The following is a 15,259-nucleotide window of genomic DNA, read 5'->3' as shown; positions in this document are numbered from 1 at the left end:
CGGCGCTTCGTTGAACCTGAAACGAACCGCCGGGGCACGATGCTGACGCCGGGGCGGTATTCATTTTCGCCTTTTTCAAGCCTATGACCACGACCTCTCCTTCTCTCGCCGGCCGCCGCCGCGTCCTGACGGGCATCACCACGTCGGGCACGCCCCATTTGGGCAACTATGCCGGGGCGATCCGGCCGGCCATCCAGTCCAGCATCGAGCCGGACGTGGATGCGTTTTTCTTCCTGGCGGACTACCACGCCCTGATCAAGTGCGGCGACCCGCTGCGGGTGGCCCAGTCGCGCATGGAAATCGCCGCCACCTGGATTGCCGCCGGGCTGGACACGGATCGGGTCACGTTCTACCGGCAGTCGGATATCCCCGAGATCCCCGAGCTGTGCTGGATGCTGACCTGCGTCACCGCCAAGGGCCTGATGAACCGGGCGCACGCCTACAAAGCTTCGGTGGACGCCAATCTGGAAAAAGGCGAAGAACCCGACGATGGCGTCACCATGGGCCTGTTTTCCTATCCCATTCTGATGGCGGCGGACATCCTGATGTTCAACGCCCACCGGGTGCCGGTGGGGCGCGACCAGATCCAGCACCTGGAGATGGCGCGCGATATCGCCCAGCGCTTCAACCACCTGTATGGCCAGGATTTGTTCGTCCTGCCGGCGGTGCAGATCGACGAGGACGTGGCCACTTTGCCCGGCCTGGACGGGCGCAAGATGTCCAAGAGCTACCACAACACCATTCCCTTGTTCGAAGGTGGGGCCCGGGCCCTGAAGGCGGCGGTCGCGCAGATCGTGACGGATTCGCGCCTGCCGGGCGAACCCAAGGACGCCGACAGCGCCCATCTGTTCACCTTGTACCGGGCTTTCGCCACGCATGCGCAGGCGGATGCGTTCAAGCAGGCGCTGGCCGATGGCCTGGGCTGGGGCGAGGCCAAGCAGGCCCTGTGCCGATGCATCGAGGATCAGATCGGGCCGATGCGCGACAACTACGCCCGGCTGATGGCCAATCCGGGGCGCATCGAAGATATTCTGCAGGCGGGGGCGGAAAAGGCCCGCCGCATTGCAGTGCCTTTCATGGATCAATTGCGCGCCGCCGTGGGCCTGCGCCAGCCCGCGGCCGCCGGGGCGGCCGGTGGCCGGAAAACCGATGCCGCCCGGGCCGGAAAAGCCGCCCAGGCGCGCCTGGTGTCCTTCCGCGAAGCGGATGGCGGGTTTCGCCAGCGCCTATTTGCCGCCGATGGCGCCGAACTGCTGCTGAGTGAACCCTTTGCCGATCCCAAGCAGCTGAACCAGCTGGGCCGCCAGGTGGCCCAGCTGGATTTTGCCGCCCTGGCGCCGGACGCCGATGGCCAGGTCAGCCTGGCGGTGGCGGGCCAGTGCTGGGCGCGCTGCCTGCCCGAGGCCTTGCCCCGGGTGCAACAGGCCCTGGCCAGCCTTTAACCTTGGGGCCGGCTGGGCTTATTTTTGATAAGGCAGCAGCTTGCCGTCCTTGACGATGACATGCCGGTAGGATTCGGTCTTTTGCATGCCGTCTTCGTCGAAGGCCTTGTCGCCGGTCACCCCCGCATAGTTTTGCGAAACCGGGGTCAGGGCGTCGCGGATGGCGTCCGCATTGGCCGCCCCCGCCTGCTGGATGGCCAGGGCCACCAGCATGGCCGAGTCGTAGGCATAGCTGCCAAAGACACTGGTCGGGCTTTCGCCGAAGGCCTGCTTGTAGTCGGCTGAATAGGCGTCATAGGCCGGGCCGGCCGAACCGGGTTCCAGGCCCTTGATGCCTTCGCCGATTTCCGGGGTTTTCTCGATGTCGGTGATCCACAGGGACGGATAGTCGGCGTACCAGTTTTTCCCGACCTGGATGCCCTGCTGGTAGGCTTCCTGCATCAGCAGGCGGGCTTCGGCCCCGTAGGCGGTGAACATCACCATATCGGGGTCTTGGGAGACCGTGCGGCGCAGGTCGGCGTTGTAGTCCGATTTGCCTTCTTCATAGCGCACCTTGGTGACGCATTTGCCCTTGCCGGCGCTTTCCAGTTGCTGGCACGCCTGGATTTCCATCCCCACGCCGAACGGGTTGTTGGTCGACAGGGTGGCCAGTGTGCTGCCGCCGGAGTCTCCCTGGGCGAATTCCGCCACGGCGCGGCCCATCAGGTCATCCAGGCCCATGGTGCTGAACAGGTAGGGGCCGATTTTCCGCAGTTCGGGCGAAGTCGACGAGGAGCAGATTTCCACGACCTTGGCCTGCTGCGCGAATTGTCCGGTGGGGACGCAGACCCCGCTGGACAGAACCCCCAGCACCACGGGGACTTTGTCCACGTTGACCAGTTTGCGCATGGCGTCCAGGGCCGATGCCGGGCGGGATTCGGTGTCTTCGATCACCAGCTTGATCTCGCCGCCCAGTACTTTGGGATCGACGCGGATGGTCGAGCCGTCTTTTTGCGGGATGTCGAAACCCTGGTTGATGCGCTGGGCGGCCAGCTGGATGCCCCGGGAAATATCCTTGCCTTGGATGGCGCTGGTGCCGGTCAGGGGAACCAGGACGCCGATCTTGATGTCGGCGGCCAGGGCCGGGCTGATCAGGCCCGCGCAGAACAAGGCCGTGGTGGCCCCTGCGGCCAGGTGGATGAATGTCTTTTTCATGCTGTCTACCTCCGGGTGGGTGGCGGGCTTGCGGCCAGTGGCCGGGGCTGCGGGCCCGCCGGGTGGGCGCGCACACCGTGCGCGGGTTTCGTCAGGCTAGTGCTTGGCCGTGCCAAGATAGGCTTCACGAATCTTTTCGTCCGTCAGAATGCGGTCGGCGGGGCCGTCGAAGGCGTTTTTTCCGTCCGCCATCACAATGCCGAAGGCCGAGCACCGCAAAGAGAGTTCGGCATTTTGTTCAACAATCAGCACCGTGCGCCCCCGGGCGTTGATTTCCTGGATTTTCTCGAAGACTTCGGCGGCAATGCGCGGCGACAGGGCGGCGGTGGGCTCGTCCAGCAGCAACAGGCGGGGCTCGGTCATCAGGGCGCGGGCCAAGGCCAGCATCTGGCGCTCGCCGCCGCTCATGGTGTGCACCCGCTGGTGGCGGCGTTCGGCCAGGCGGGGGAAGCGTTCGTATTGCAGGGCGATGCGCTCGGCGACCTGGTCGCGCGCCAGGGTGTAGCCGCCCATCTTCAGGTTTTCCTCGACCGACAGCGACGGGAAGACATTGTCCAGCTGGGGGACGAAGGCGATGCCTTCCAGCACCCGGCTGTGGGCGGCCAGATGGGTGATGTCCCGGCCGTCGAACAGCACCCGGCCGGAGCGGGGGATCAGGAAACCCATGAGCGACTTCAGCAGGGTGGATTTGCCCGCGCCATTGGGGCCGATGATGGTGGTGATTTGGTTTTCGGCGACGTCCAATTGCACGCCGTGCAGGATTTCCGTATCGCCGTAGCCGGCCACCAGGTTTTGAACTTGCAGGATACCCATATGCCTTCCTATGCCTCGGTGGATTGGCCGCCGCCGGCGACTGCCGTGTCGGGGTCGAGCTGGCCCCCGGCGGCGATATAGGCCCGCAGCACGTCTTCTCGTCCCAGCACGTCTTCGACGGGGCCTTCGGCCAGCACGTGGCCCATGTCGAGCACGCACAGGGTGTCGCACAGTTCGCGGATCACCGCCATATTGTGTTCGATGATCAGGAAGCTCTGGCCGCCTTTGCGCAGGGTCTTGATGACCTCGACGATGTCGTCGATCAGCCGGGGGTTGACCCCCGCCACGGGCTCGTCCAACAGGATCAGCCGGGGGTCGGCCATCAGTACCTGCACCAGGGCCAGCAGCTTTTTCTGGCCCCCCGACAGGCCGCCGGCCAGTTCGTTGGCGTGATGCTGCAGCTTCACCATTTCCAGCAGATGCCAGGCGCGATCCAGGTTGCGCTGTTCTTCGCGGCGCACGGCCTGCGGATGCAGGGCGGCCATCAGAAGGCGCTCGCCTAGTTGCTGGCGGGCGCCCAGCAGCATGTTTTCCATGACGGTCATGCGCTGGGGATTCAGGGTGATCTGGAATGTGCGGCACAGGCCCAGGCGGGCGATCTGGTGCGGTTTCAGCTGTTCGATGGCCTGCCCTTCAAACAGGATCTGGCCGGCGCTGGGCCGCAGAAAGCCGGAAATAATGTGCACCAGCGTGGTCTTGCCCGAGCCGTTGGGGCCGATCAGGCCGGTGATCTGGCCTGCCGCCGCGGTCAGGGACACGTCCTGCAGCGCCACCAGGCCGCCGAAATGCCGCGATACTTTGTTGACTTCAAGCAGCATGGCGGTCTCCTGCGGCCGGGGCGGGCCGGTGGTACAGGCGTTTGCGTTCGGGCACCAGGCCGCGCGGCAGGTACAGGATGACCAGGATGATCAGCACGCCGATCAGCACCATGCGCAGGGCGGCCAGGGTGGCGGAGAATTCCGGCGGGACGTCGATGAAGCGGGTGGAGTTGTAGATCAGCTCGATGACCAGGGTGCCGGCCAGGGCGCCCAGGTTGTTGCCCGGCCCGCCCATGATCACCATGGCCCAGATCAGGAAGGTTTCCAGCGGCATGAAGAAGCGGGGGTCGATGAAGCCCACGAAATGGGCGTACAGGCTGCCGCCGGCGGCAGCCAGAATGCCGCCGATCACCAGGGCGCCGATCCGGGCGCGGCGCACGTCCTTGCCCAGGGCGCGCGCCACTTCGTCGCTTTCGCGGATGCCCTTGAGCACCCGCCCGAAGGGCGAGCGGTTCAGCCAGGAGACCAGCAGATAGGCCCCGGCCACGCACAGCAGGACGAGCGCCAGATAGAAGTAGCCGTATTGCGCGGCGGGGATGACGTCGCGCAGCGGCGCGGGGATGCCGCTGATGCCGTAGGATGCCCCCACGTAATCGCTGCCCAGGTTGGTGTTGAGGAAAATGATGCGGATGAGTTCGGCCGCCGCCAGGGTGGCGATGGCCCAGTAGTCCTGGCGCAGGTCGCCGATGGGCAGGGCCATCAGGGCGCCCAGCAGGCCGCCGCCGATCAGGGCCAGGACAAAGCCGGTGAGCATGGACCAGCCCATGATCGCCGTGGCGATGCTGGACAGGTAGGCCCCCACCATGAAGAACGCCACCTGGCCGAAATTGACCAGCCCGGTCTGGCCGTACTGGAAGCTGAGACTGAGGCTGATCAGCCCATAGATGCCGACGATGGTCAGCAGATAGACGAGAAAGTCGATCATCAGGCGCGCCTCCCCAGAATGCCCCGTGGCATGACCAGCAGGATCAGGATCAGGATGACAAAGGTGATGCCGGTTTTGAACCCGACGGGGATGTAAAGGTGGGCTTCGGTCGTCAGGCCCAACAGCCTGCCCAAGGGGGCCCAGTTGATGACCAGGCCGATGTTTTCCGCAAAAGCGACCACACCGGCCCCCAGCACGGCGCCGTGGACATTGCCGATGCCGCCGACGATCACGGCGGCGAACACCGCCACCATGATTTCAAAGCCCATATTGGACTGGATCTGGGCCACCAGCCCCAGCATGATGCCGCCCAGGGCGCCCAGCGCCGCCCCGATGAACCAGACGATGCGGATGATGCGCTCGGTGGTGATGCCGCTGGCTTCGGATAGCTGGGGGTTGTCGGCGGTGGCCCGCATGGCGACCCCCAGCTTGGTGCGGGTCAGCAGCAGGTGGAAGGCCAGCATCGAAACGGCGGCGGCGGCGATGACCCCGGCGCCGGCGGGCGAGAGGCGGCCGCCGAACACGATCCAGGGCCGCGCCAGGGGCAGGGGATAGGCGTGGGCCCCGGCCCCCCAGATGGCCTGCACCCCGTATTGCATGACCATGCCCAGCCCGAACGAGGCGATCATCAGGATGGCGGCGGGCCGGTTGCGCAGCCGGGCGAAGATGAGTTTGTCGCTGAGTACCCCCAGGCCGCCGGTGATGACGCAGGCGACCAGCGCGCCGACCAGGATGGCCCAGGCGGCGGGCAGGGGCAGCGCCAGGCTGATGGACAGGGCGACGAATGCGCCGATGGTGCCGAACTGCACGTGGGCGAAGCTGGCGAAGCGCAGGATGTCGTAGACCATGGTCAGGCCGACCCCGATCAGGGCCAGCTCCGAGGCGCGGATCAGGCTGTCAAGAATGATCTGGATCATGGGGGGCCTCCGGTGCCGGGTGGCTGCGCAGCGCCGCGTCGCGCAGGCGGCTGATGGTGGTGGTGGGCGTGATGGCTTCGGGATCGAGCAGGCAATGCACGATGGCCGGCAGGCCGCTGTCCAGGGCGCGCCGCAGCGCGGGGGCGAATTCGGCCGTGGTTTCGACGCGCTCGCCGTGGCCGCCGAAGGCCCGGGCATAGGCGGCGAAATCCGGGTTGTGCAGGTCGGTGGCCGAGACCCGGCCCGGGTAGTGGCGTTCCTGGTGCATGCGGATCGTGCCGTACATGTGGTTGTCGATCAGGATCACGATGACGGGCAGTTTGTACTGCACGGCGGTGGCGAATTCCTGGCCGTGCATCATGAAGCTGCCGTCCCCGGTGAAGCACACGACGGTGCGATCCGGGCAGATGCGCTTGGCCGCCACGGCGGCGGGCATGTCGTAGCCCATGGAGCCCGACGTGGGGGCCAGTTGCGTGCCGTAGGCGCGGAATTGATAAAAGCGGTGAATCCAGGTGGCGTAGTTGCCGGCCCCGTTGGTGATGATGCTGTCCAGCGGCAGGGTGGCGTTCAGGTGCTGCACGATTTCCCCCATCTGCAGCGCCCCGGGGGTGTGGATGCGCGTTGGATCGCTCCAGGCCAGACGCTGGGCGTGCAGGGCATCGCAGCGCTGCCGGCGTTCGGCGGTGAGACTGCCGGGGATGTCCTGGATGACACGCACCCAGGTGCGCGGCGTGCAGGCCAGGGCCGCGTCGGCCTGGTAGACCCGGTTCAGTTCGTTGATGTCCGGGTGGACGTGCGCCAACAGCCGGCCCGGGTTGGGGATGCCGAACAGGGTATAGCCCTGGCTGGGCACTTCGGACAGGCGCCCCCCCACCGCCAGGATCAGGTCGGACTCGCGGATCGCCGCCAGCAGTTGCGGATCGACGCCCAGGCCCAGGTCGCCGATGAAGTTGGGGTGGTCGGTGGGGCACAGCATCTGGCGGCGAAACTGCACCGCGATGGGGATGCCGTGGCGGATGGCGAAATCGCCGAACGCCTGGACGGATTCGGCGTCCCAGCCGCTGCCGCCCAGAATGGCCAGGGGCCGCTGGGCCTGGGCCAGCAGGCCGGCCAGTTTGTCCAGCTGGGCGGGGTCGGGGTAGCTGTCTGTGCGCTGGCAGGGGCGGGCGTCGGCCACGGCCAGGGTCTCGGTCAGCATGTCTTCGGGCAGGGCCAGCACCACCGGCCCCGGGCGGCCCGATTGCGCCACGTGGAAAGCCCGTGCCAGATATTCGGGGATGCGTTCGGCCTGGTCGATTTCGGCCACCCATTTGGCCTGCGAGCCGTACACGGCCTTGTAGTCCATTTCCTGGAAGGCTTCGCGGTCGCGGTGGTCGCGCTGGATTTGTCCCACCAGCATGATCAGGGGGGTGGAATCCTGCGAGGCGATGTGGATGCCCGGGGTGGCGTTGGTGGCCCCGGGGGCGCGGGTCACCAGGCACACCCCGGGGCGGCCCGTCAGCTTGCCGTAGGCTTCGGCCATCATGGCGGCGCCGCCTTCCTGGCGGCAGACCGTGACCTGGATTTCGGCGTCCACCAGGCCGTCGAGCACGGCCAGATAGCTTTCGCCCGGGACGCAGAAGACATGATCCGTCCCGTGCAGACGCAATTGATCTACCAGAATATGGCCCGCCAGGCGGGGTTGCAATGCCATTGTCATGATGTTCAGTCCAAGGTAGTGAGCGGTTGATGCGCCAGGGCGCAGCGGGCGGCGGCCAGATCCCAGGCGGCGCACCCGACGGTTTTGAAGACGCAGGGCCCGGCGGGCGGCGCGTGATCCAGCAGGTCGGTCAGGTCGAACACGCGATCCCAGGCGATGCCCGCCTGCAGCAGGTCGCCCGCTTCGTGGCGGGCCCCTTCCAGTTCGTCGACATAGACGGTGCTGGCCCGCAGCGTGGCCGGGCTGATTTCCGCCAGGTCGGCGCGATAGGCGCCCACCGCGATCACCAGCCGGCCCGCGCGGGCCGGCAGTGCGTAGACCGGATCGGCGCTGGTGGTGGCGGTGATGACCAGATCGCTGGTTTCCGCCACCTGGGCGACGGCCTGGAGCTGGGGCAGGGACAGGGATTGCGCCAGCGCGGCCGCCTTGGCCGGAGTGTGGCCGATGAGGTCGATCCGGCAGTCGGGGTGCAGGGTCCGCAGCGCCTGGATGTGGCCGCCGGCCTGCGTGCCCGTGCCGAATACGGTGGCGTGGCGCGGGCCGCCGGGCAGCAGGCGGGAGAGGCCCAGCATGGACACCGCGACGGTGCGCCGCGTGGTGACCGCGGGGCCGTCCAGCAGCAGCCTCGGCTGCCCGGTCTGCCCGTCATAGACCGAGACCATGCCGTGGATGGTGGGCAACTGGCGTTCGCGGTTGCCCGCCACCACATTGACCAGTTTGTGCACGCCGATGTCGGCGGCGGTGGCGGGCATGGACAGCAGCACCCCGCCCTGGGGGAAGGGCACGGCCTGGCGCGGCGGGGCCTGGATTTTGCCCTGTTTCAGGTCGCGCGCGGCCTGGGCGATGGCTTGCATCAGCGCGGGCCACGGCAGGCAGGCCTGGGTTTGTGCGGCGTTCAATACCATCATGGGCGAGGGGCTCATGGCGTGTGATGCTCCTGGGGGGTGAGGGGCGGGTCGGGGCGCGCCTGGGTTTTCGGGCCGAGGTCGGGCGTGGTGCTGACCCACAGGACTTCGGCATCCGCGTCGCCCAGGCTGATCACGCGGTGGCGCATGCGGCTGTCGATGTAGAAGCCTTCGCCCCGGGACAGATCGACGGGCTGGTAGAACTCGGTGTGCAACTGGATTTGCCCCGCCAGCACGAACACGAATTCCTCGCCTTCGTGGCGGCTCCAGCCTTCGTCGGCGTGGAGATGGTGTTTTTTGATGCGCGTGACGAACGGCATCATGGCCTTGTTGGCCAGCTGGGAAAACAGCAGGCGGTGGTGATACAGCGGCGTGTCATGGATTTCGCCGCTGTCGTGGCGTTCGATGCTGCGCCGGCCGGCCCCCATGTGGGATTGCGTGGTGGCGAACAAGGCCGCCACGTCCACCCCCAACCCGTGGGCCAGGCGCAACAGCACGTCGTAGGTGGGCGACAACTGGCCGTTCTCGATCTTGGACAGCGTGGGGGTGGAAATCCCGCTGGCGGTCGTCACCTGCCCTTGCGTCAGGCCGCGCTGCAGGCGCAAGGCTTTCAGGCGTTCGGCCAGGGCGGATTTCTGTGCCTGGGTCTGGGCTTCGGTGAGTACGGTTTCTTGCATGGCGCGGGTGTTCTCGTGCGGGGGATGGTGCGTGTGCTGCCGATTCGGATGCAATGAGCCGGACAGGGCGCTAGACCACGTTGTGTTCGATGATGGGCTGGTGCTGCAGAATGCGCGTCCAGCCCAGGCGGGACAGGTCCAGCGTCTGGAATTTTCCGGCGGTGATCAGTTCGGACAGGGCCCGGCCGATGGCCGGCGCCTGCTGCATGCCGTGGCCGCTCAGGCCATTGGCGAAGTACAGGTTGTCGATGGCGGGGTGCAGGCCCAGGATCAGGTTCTGGTCGAACAGGTTCATGTCGTAGTGGCCCGCCCAGCTGCGGCCGCAGCGCAGGGCCTCGAAGGCGGGCACGCGGGCCGCCAGCGTGGGCCACAGGATGTCGTCGAACAAATCGTATTGCACGTCGAAGTCCGTGGCGTCGGGGTCTTGGTCGGCGGGGGGGGAGATGCCCATGATGAAGCCCTGGCCCTCGGGGCGGAAGTACGCGCCGCTGGGGTCGATCACCATGGGGCAGTCGGGCAGCGGCTGGGGGCAGGTGACATAGAACACGCTGCGCTTGCGCGAGCGCACGGGCAAGTCGATGCCCGCGGCCTGCGCCAGGGCGGGCGCGCCGGTGCCGGCGGCGTTGACCACCGCCCCGCACGAAATGCGCTGGCCGTCGGCCAGGCGCACCCCGTTGACGTGGCCGTTGGCGTGATCCAGGCCCGCGACCCGCTGGTTGATATACGTGGCCCCCTGGGCGATGGCTTTGCGTCGCATGCCCTGCATCATGCCGTAGGCATCCAGCCAGCCTTCGCCGCTGAGTCCCAGCGCGCCGCCCGCCAGGTCGGCGGTGTTCAGCCAGGGGTAGCGGGTTTGCAGCTGGGCGGGCGTCAGCAAGGCGATGTCCGCGCCCAGGCTGCTTTGCAGGCGGTGGTTGTCCCGCAGGATGTCCAGACCCGCGCCAGAAGCGAGGAACAGGTAGCCGCCTTCGTGGAAGGCCGGATCCGGGCAGTCGCCGTCCACCGTCATGCGCTGGCTGAACTGGCGCAGGAACTGGGTGCCGAACAGCGACATGGCGATGTTTTCCGGGGTGGAGAACTGGTGTCGGATCGAGGCCGCCGACAGCGCGGTGGCGCTGTGCTGGTAACTGGCGTCGGCCTCGATGACGGCCACCGAGCCGCTGAAGCCGGCCTCGGCGGTCAGGAAATAAGCCGTGGCGCTGCCAATGGCGGCGCCGCCTGCGATGACGACGTCGAAATGCGGTTGTGCCATCCAAAGTGCTCCTGGGAGAAAGTGGCGATTCGAAGCGCGGTCTGTTGCCCGGTTGTTGTCTATTGTGGATTTAAATTTTTCTGATTTATGTAGGTGTTTTCCCGTGGAGAAAATAATTTGCAGTTATTTGCTTGCGTGCTATTCTGGTTTTCTTAGCGGATTCACGCATGCAAAAGGAGCATCCGATGTCCCCCCATGAAGTACTGAAAACCCTGGGCCTGTCCCCTGAAAGCCTGGCGCAGGGCGATCTGGCCGTGCATTCCCCGATAGATGGCGCCTTGCTGGGCCGGGTCGCTTGCCATGCCCCGCAGGATGTCGACGCCATGGCGGCGCGCGCGCATCAGGCGTTCTTGCGCTGGCGCGCGGTGCCCGCCCCGCGGCGGGGAGAACTGGTGCGTCTGCTGGGCGAAGAACTGCGCGCTCAAAAGCAGGCCCTGGGCCGCCTGGTGTCGCTGGAAGTCGGCAAGATCCCCGCCGAGGGCGAGGGCGAAGTCCAGGAAATGATCGACATCTGCGATTTTGCCGTGGGTTTGTCGCGCCAGTTGTATGGCCGCACCATCGCGTCCGAGCGCCCCGGCCACCATATGCTCGAATCCTGGCATCCCCTGGGGGTGGTGGGCGTGATTTCCGCCTTCAATTTCCCGGTGGCGGTCTGGTCCTGGAACACCGCCATTGCCTTGGTGTGCGGCGATCCGGTCATCTGGAAGCCCTCCGAAAAATCCCCCCTGACCGCCCTGGCGTGCCAGGCGATCTTCCGCCGCGCCTGCGAGCGCTTCGGGGCCGATGCCCCGGCCGACCTGCTGCAGGTGCTGATCGGCCATCGGGACGTGGGCGAAGCCCTGGTCGACGATGCCCGCGTGGCGCTGGTCTCGGCCACCGGATCCACCCGCATGGGGCGCGAGGTGGGGCCGCGCGTGGCGCGGCGCTTTGGCCGCAGCTTGCTGGAACTCGGCGGCAACAATGCCATCATCGTGGCGCCGTCGGCAGACCTCAATATGGCCGTGCGGGCGATTCTGTTCGGGGCCATCGGCACGGCCGGCCAGCGCTGCACGACCACGCGCCGCCTGATCGTGCACGAATCCGTGGCGGACGATCTGCTGGCCCGCCTGAAGACCGCTTACGCCAGCGCCACCGTGGGCAACCCGCTGGAAGCCGGCACGCTGGTGGGGCCGTTGATCGACCAGGCGGCCTATGAGGGCATGCGGCAGGCGCTGGATCGCGCCCGCGAGGCCGGCGGGGTGGTGACCGGCGGTGAACGCGCCCTGGCGGATCGCTACCCGGATGCCTGGTATGCGCGTCCCGCCCTTGTCGAAATGCCGTCCCAGCTGGAATTGGTGTGCAGCGAAACCTTTGCCCCGATCCTGTATGTGATGCGCTATCGGGATTTCGCCGAAGCCATGGCCATGCACAATGCGGTGCCGCAGGGTTTGTCGTCGGCCATCTTTACGACCGATTTACGCGAATCCCAGGCCTTCATCAGCGCCACGGGCTCGGATTGCGGTATCGCCAACGTCAATATCGGCACTTCCGGGGCCGAGATCGGCGGGGCTTTCGGGGGCGAGAAAGAAACCGGCGGCGGGCGTGAGTCCGGGTCGGATGCCTGGAAGGCCTATATGCGGCGGTCGACCAACACCATCAATTATTCGCATGAACTGCCCCTGGCTCAGGGAATACAGTTTGGCGATTGAGGGGCGGGAGAGGCGCCAGCCCTGGTGGTGTCCGCTGTCCGCGTGGCCGCTGACGTCAGAGATGCCGCCAAGGCACGCCGGATATCAGCGGCTTAAATTCCCCCCATGCACAGGTATTTGATCACCAGGTAATCGTCCAGGCCGTGGCGCGAACCTTCGCGCCCCAGGCCGGATTGCTTGACCCCGCCAAAGGGCGCGGCCGGGTTGGACAGCACCCCGGCGTTGATGCCCACCATGCCGTATTCCAGGGCTTCGGCCACGCGCCAGATGCGGCCGATGTCGCGGCTGTAGAAGTACGCGGCCAGGCCGTATTCGGTGGCATTGGCCAGGCGGATAACTTCGGCGTCGTCCTTGAAACGGAACAGGGGCGCCACGGGGCCGAAGGTTTCCTCGGTGGCGACTTTCATGTCGGCGGTCACGCCGGTCAGGATGGTGGGCTGGAAGTAGGTGCCCCCCAGGCTGTGCGGCTGGCCGCCGGCCAGCACGTGCCCGCCCTTGCTGACGGCGTCCCGCACATGGCTGCGCACTTTTTCCAGGGCGGCCTGGTCGATCAGCGGCCCCTGGTTGACGCCTTCGTCCATGCCGTTGCCCACTTTCAGTTCGGCCACCTTGGCCGCCAGGCGGCGGGCGAATTCGTCGTAGACGCTGTCCTGGATGTACAGGCGGTTGGCGCACACGCAGGTTTGCCCGGTATTGCGATATTTGCAGATCATCGCGCCTTCGACGGCGGCGTCCAGGTCGGCGTCGTCGAACACGATGAAGGGCGCGTTGCCGCCCAGTTCCAGCGAGAGTTTCTTGATGGTGGCGGCGCTTTGGGCGTACAACAGGCGGCCGACTTCGGTGGAGCCCGTGAAACTGAGTTTGCGCACGATGGGGTTGGCGGTCATTTCGCCGCCGATGGCCGGGGCGTCGCCCGTGATGATGGAAAACACCCCGGGCGGCACGCCGGCCTGTTCGGCCAGCACCGCCAGCGCCAGGGCGGAAAATGGGGTTTCGGGCGCGGGCTTGACCACCATCGGGCAGCCCGCCGCCAAAGCGGCCGCCGCCTTGCGGGTAATCATGGACGAGGGGAAGTTCCAGGGCGTGATGACAGCGCACACGCCGATGGGTTCGCGCAGCACCACCACGCGGCGGTCGCCCGCCGGGCCGGGGATGACTTCGCCGTAGGCCCGTTTGCCTTCTTCGGCATACCACTCGAAATAACCGGCCCCGTAGGCGACTTCGCCCCGCGCCTCGGCCAGGGGCTTGCCTTGCTCGGCGGTCATGATGCGGGCCAGGTCTTCGGCGTGGGCCAGCATCAGGTGGTGCCATTTCAGCAGGATGTCGCCGCGCTGCTTGGCGCTCAGGGCGCGCCAGGCGGGCCAGGCGGCCTGCGCGGCTTCGATGGCCTCGCGGGTTTCCGCCGCGCCCATCACCGGCACCTTGCCCAGAATCTCCCCGGTGGCGGGGTTGATGACCGGATCGGCGGCGCCATCGGCGGCATCGCGCCACTGGCCGTTGATATAGCACTGCTGGCGCAGCAGGCCGGGTTCCTTCAGTTGCAGCATTTGGGTCTCCTAGGTTTTTAGGGGGGCGGTGTCTGCCGCCGGCCCGTGGGTTCATTCAAATCGTACCGCTGTCGCGCAATGCCGCCAGCGCCTGGTCGTCCAGGCCCAGCACTTGCGACAGGACTTCGTCCGTGTGGTCGCCCAGGCCGGGCGGCGGCAGCCGGTAGTCCACCGGCGTGTCCGACAGACGGATGGGGCTGGCCACCAGGGGTGCCCGGCCCACCTGGGGGTGGGGCAGGTCGATTTTCAGGCCGCGCGCGCGTACCTGGGGATCGGCGAACACCTGTTCCAGCGTGTTGATGGGGCCGCAGGGCACTGCGCGGGATTCCAGCGCCTGAACCCATTGCGCCGTGGTGCGGGCCGTGGTGATGTGGCGCAGGATGGGAATCAGGGCGGCGCGGTTTTCCACCCGCGCCCGGTTGCTGGCAAAGCGGGCATCCTGGGCCAGGTCGGGCTGGCCGGCCTCTTGGCAGAAGCGGGCGAACTGTCCGTCGTTGCCGATCGCCAGGATCATGTGGCCGTCCGCAGTGGGAAAATCCTGGTAGGGGACGATGCTGGGGTGCGCATTGCCCAGGCGCTGCGGGCTGTGCCCCGTGGCCAGGTAGTTCATCGCCTGGTTGGCCAGGCAGGCCAGTTGCACATCCAGCAGGGCCATGTCCACGTGCTGGCCCTGGCCTGTGTGCCGGCGCGCCGCCAGGGCGGCCTGGATGGCGTTGGCGGCGTACAGGCCGGTCAGGATGTCGGTCAGGGCCACCCCCACTTTCATGGGGCCGCCGCCGGGCTCGTCGTCGGGCCGGCCGGTGATGCTCATCAGCCCGCCCAGGCCCTGAACCAGGAAGTCGTAACCGGCGCGCTCGGCGTAGGGGCCGGTTTGCCCGAAGCCGGTGATCGAGCAATACACCAGCCGGGGATTCAGCGCGTGCAGGCTGTCGTAGTCCAGGCCGTAGCGGGCCAGGCCGCCGACCTTGAAGTTTTCGACCAGCACGTCCGATTCCAGCGCCAGCCGGCGGATCAGCGCCTGCCCTTCGGGGCTGGCCATATCCACCGTGACCGAGCGTTTGTTGCGGTTGGCGCACAGGTAATAGGCCGCCACCCGGGAATCCTGGCCGTGTTCGTCCGGCATCCAAGGCGGGCCCCAGCCCCGGGTGTCGTCGCCGCTGCCGGGGCGTTCGATCTTGATGACGTCCGCGCCCAGGTCGCCCAGGATCTGCGTGGCCCAGGGGCCGGCCAGCACGCGGGAGAGATCCAGCACCCGGATCCCGGCCAGCGCGGCCCGCGGGCCGCCATCCTGCGCGGCGTGGGGGGCGGCGGGCGCGTCCCCGGGCCTTGGCTGGGCGTTGGGCGGGGAAGCGGCGGTGTCGGGCGGCTGTGCCATGGCGGCC

General features: G+C 67.2%; 13 protein-coding genes. 2 read left to right on the top strand and 11 right to left on the bottom strand.

The genetic code is table 11. The annotated features are described in order from the left end of the window. The first annotated feature begins 83 nt into the window (after nucleotides 1-83). The gene (locus ACMHYJ_RS13895) at nucleotides 84-1,442 is read left to right on the top strand and encodes a tryptophan--tRNA ligase (RefSeq protein ID WP_414246780.1); all 1,359 of its coding nucleotides are present in this window, start codon (nucleotides 84-86) and stop codon (nucleotides 1,440-1,442) included. Nucleotides 1,443-1,460: 18 nt separating this feature from the next. On the opposite strand, the gene ACMHYJ_RS13890 is transcribed toward ACMHYJ_RS13895, so the two are convergent. From ACMHYJ_RS13890 to ACMHYJ_RS13850, 9 genes are all read right to left on the bottom strand, one after another. Next, on the bottom strand, nucleotides 1,461-2,636 hold the full coding sequence (locus ACMHYJ_RS13890; protein WP_414246779.1) for an ABC transporter substrate-binding protein: 1,176 nt from the start codon (nucleotides 2,634-2,636) through the stop codon (nucleotides 1,461-1,463). A gap of 96 nt (nucleotides 2,637-2,732) precedes the next feature. After that, nucleotides 2,733-3,449 (bottom strand): ABC transporter ATP-binding protein, encoded by a 717-nt coding sequence (locus ACMHYJ_RS13885; protein ID WP_414246778.1) that lies wholly within the window; start codon nucleotides 3,447-3,449, stop codon nucleotides 2,733-2,735. Between the two features lie 8 nt (nucleotides 3,450-3,457). Next, nucleotides 3,458-4,267 carry an ABC transporter ATP-binding protein gene (locus ACMHYJ_RS13880; protein WP_414246777.1) on the bottom strand — a complete coding sequence of 270 codons (810 nt, stop codon included), beginning with the start codon at nucleotides 4,265-4,267 and terminating at the stop codon, nucleotides 3,458-3,460. Continuing rightward, nucleotides 4,257-5,192 (bottom strand): branched-chain amino acid ABC transporter permease, encoded by a 936-nt coding sequence (locus ACMHYJ_RS13875; protein WP_414246776.1) that lies wholly within the window; start codon nucleotides 5,190-5,192, stop codon nucleotides 4,257-4,259. The genes ACMHYJ_RS13880 and ACMHYJ_RS13875 overlap by 11 nt, the downstream gene beginning before the upstream one ends. Then, complete coding sequence (locus ACMHYJ_RS13870) at nucleotides 5,192-6,109, bottom strand: branched-chain amino acid ABC transporter permease (protein WP_414246775.1); 918 nt, start codon at nucleotides 6,107-6,109, stop codon at nucleotides 5,192-5,194. The genes ACMHYJ_RS13875 and ACMHYJ_RS13870 overlap by 1 nt, the downstream gene beginning before the upstream one ends. Then, nucleotides 6,090-7,808, bottom strand: a complete 1,719-nt coding sequence (locus ACMHYJ_RS13865; protein ID WP_414246774.1) for a thiamine pyrophosphate-binding protein — start codon at nucleotides 7,806-7,808, stop codon at nucleotides 6,090-6,092. Before ACMHYJ_RS13865 ends, ACMHYJ_RS13870 begins: the two co-directional genes overlap by 20 nt. A 5-nt stretch (nucleotides 7,809-7,813) precedes the next feature. Further along, complete coding sequence (locus ACMHYJ_RS13860) at nucleotides 7,814-8,731, bottom strand: delta(1)-pyrroline-2-carboxylate reductase family protein (RefSeq protein WP_414246773.1); 918 nt, start codon at nucleotides 8,729-8,731, stop codon at nucleotides 7,814-7,816. Beyond that, nucleotides 8,728-9,390, bottom strand: a complete 663-nt coding sequence (locus ACMHYJ_RS13855; protein WP_414246772.1) for a helix-turn-helix domain-containing protein — start codon at nucleotides 9,388-9,390, stop codon at nucleotides 8,728-8,730. Before ACMHYJ_RS13855 ends, ACMHYJ_RS13860 begins: the two co-directional genes overlap by 4 nt. Nucleotides 9,391-9,460: 70 nt before the next feature. Beyond that, nucleotides 9,461-10,642: an NAD(P)/FAD-dependent oxidoreductase gene (locus ACMHYJ_RS13850; RefSeq protein ID WP_414246771.1), complete on the bottom strand. Its 1,182-nt coding sequence runs from the start codon at nucleotides 10,640-10,642 to the stop codon at nucleotides 9,461-9,463. A gap of 185 nt (nucleotides 10,643-10,827) precedes the next feature. On the opposite strand from ACMHYJ_RS13850, the gene ACMHYJ_RS13845 reads away from it, so the two are divergent. Further along, nucleotides 10,828-12,330: an aldehyde dehydrogenase family protein gene (locus tag ACMHYJ_RS13845; protein ID WP_414246770.1), complete on the top strand. Its 1,503-nt coding sequence runs from the start codon at nucleotides 10,828-10,830 to the stop codon at nucleotides 12,328-12,330. A gap of 92 nt (nucleotides 12,331-12,422) precedes the next feature. Here the strand turns inward: ACMHYJ_RS13845 and ACMHYJ_RS13840 are convergent, their stop codons facing one another. Beyond that, a complete protein-coding gene (locus ACMHYJ_RS13840) occupies nucleotides 12,423-13,877 on the bottom strand; it encodes an NAD-dependent succinate-semialdehyde dehydrogenase (protein ID WP_414246769.1) in 1,455 nt (484 codons plus the stop codon). A 55-nt stretch (nucleotides 13,878-13,932) separates the two neighbouring features. Next, nucleotides 13,933-15,252 carry a CaiB/BaiF CoA transferase family protein gene (locus ACMHYJ_RS13835; RefSeq protein ID WP_414246768.1) on the bottom strand — a complete coding sequence of 440 codons (1,320 nt, stop codon included), beginning with the start codon at nucleotides 15,250-15,252 and terminating at the stop codon, nucleotides 13,933-13,935. Between the last annotated feature and the right edge of the window lie 7 nt (nucleotides 15,253-15,259).

The organism is Castellaniella hirudinis (assembly GCF_047468865.1).
GTDB classification, from domain to species: Bacteria; Pseudomonadota; Gammaproteobacteria; order Burkholderiales; family Burkholderiaceae_B; genus Castellaniella; species Castellaniella hirudinis_A.
This window is presented reverse-complemented; position numbering and strand designations above follow the sequence as displayed.

What these genes read in the sequence shown, in the direction of transcription:
- ACMHYJ_RS13890 (WP_414246779.1), bottom strand. Translation starts at nt 2,636, where the DNA reads ATGAAAAAGACATTCATCCACCTGGCCGCAGGGGCCACCACGGCCTTG.
- ACMHYJ_RS13845 (WP_414246770.1), top strand. Translation starts at nt 10,828, where the DNA reads ATGTCCCCCCATGAAGTACTGAAAACCCTGGGCCTGTCCCCTGAAAGC.
- ACMHYJ_RS13855 (WP_414246772.1), bottom strand. Translation starts at nt 9,390, where the DNA reads ATGCAAGAAACCGTACTCACCGAAGCCCAGACCCAGGCACAGAAATCC.
- ACMHYJ_RS13860 (WP_414246773.1), bottom strand. Translation starts at nt 8,731, where the DNA reads ATGAGCCCCTCGCCCATGATGGTATTGAACGCCGCACAAACCCAGGCC.
- ACMHYJ_RS13880 (WP_414246777.1), bottom strand. Translation starts at nt 4,267, where the DNA reads ATGCTGCTTGAAGTCAACAAAGTATCGCGGCATTTCGGCGGCCTGGTG.
- ACMHYJ_RS13885 (WP_414246778.1), bottom strand. Translation starts at nt 3,449, where the DNA reads ATGGGTATCCTGCAAGTTCAAAACCTGGTGGCCGGCTACGGCGATACG.
- ACMHYJ_RS13875 (WP_414246776.1), bottom strand. Translation starts at nt 5,192, where the DNA reads ATGATCGACTTTCTCGTCTATCTGCTGACCATCGTCGGCATCTATGGG.
- ACMHYJ_RS13895 (WP_414246780.1), top strand. Translation starts at nt 84, where the DNA reads ATGACCACGACCTCTCCTTCTCTCGCCGGCCGCCGCCGCGTCCTGACG.
- ACMHYJ_RS13835 (WP_414246768.1), bottom strand. Translation starts at nt 15,252, where the DNA reads ATGGCACAGCCGCCCGACACCGCCGCTTCCCCGCCCAACGCCCAGCCA.
- ACMHYJ_RS13840 (WP_414246769.1), bottom strand. Translation starts at nt 13,877, where the DNA reads ATGCTGCAACTGAAGGAACCCGGCCTGCTGCGCCAGCAGTGCTATATC.
- ACMHYJ_RS13850 (WP_414246771.1), bottom strand. Translation starts at nt 10,642, where the DNA reads ATGGCACAACCGCATTTCGACGTCGTCATCGCAGGCGGCGCCGCCATT.
- ACMHYJ_RS13865 (WP_414246774.1), bottom strand. Translation starts at nt 7,808, where the DNA reads ATGACAATGGCATTGCAACCCCGCCTGGCGGGCCATATTCTGGTAGAT.
- ACMHYJ_RS13870 (WP_414246775.1), bottom strand. Translation starts at nt 6,109, where the DNA reads ATGATCCAGATCATTCTTGACAGCCTGATCCGCGCCTCGGAGCTGGCC.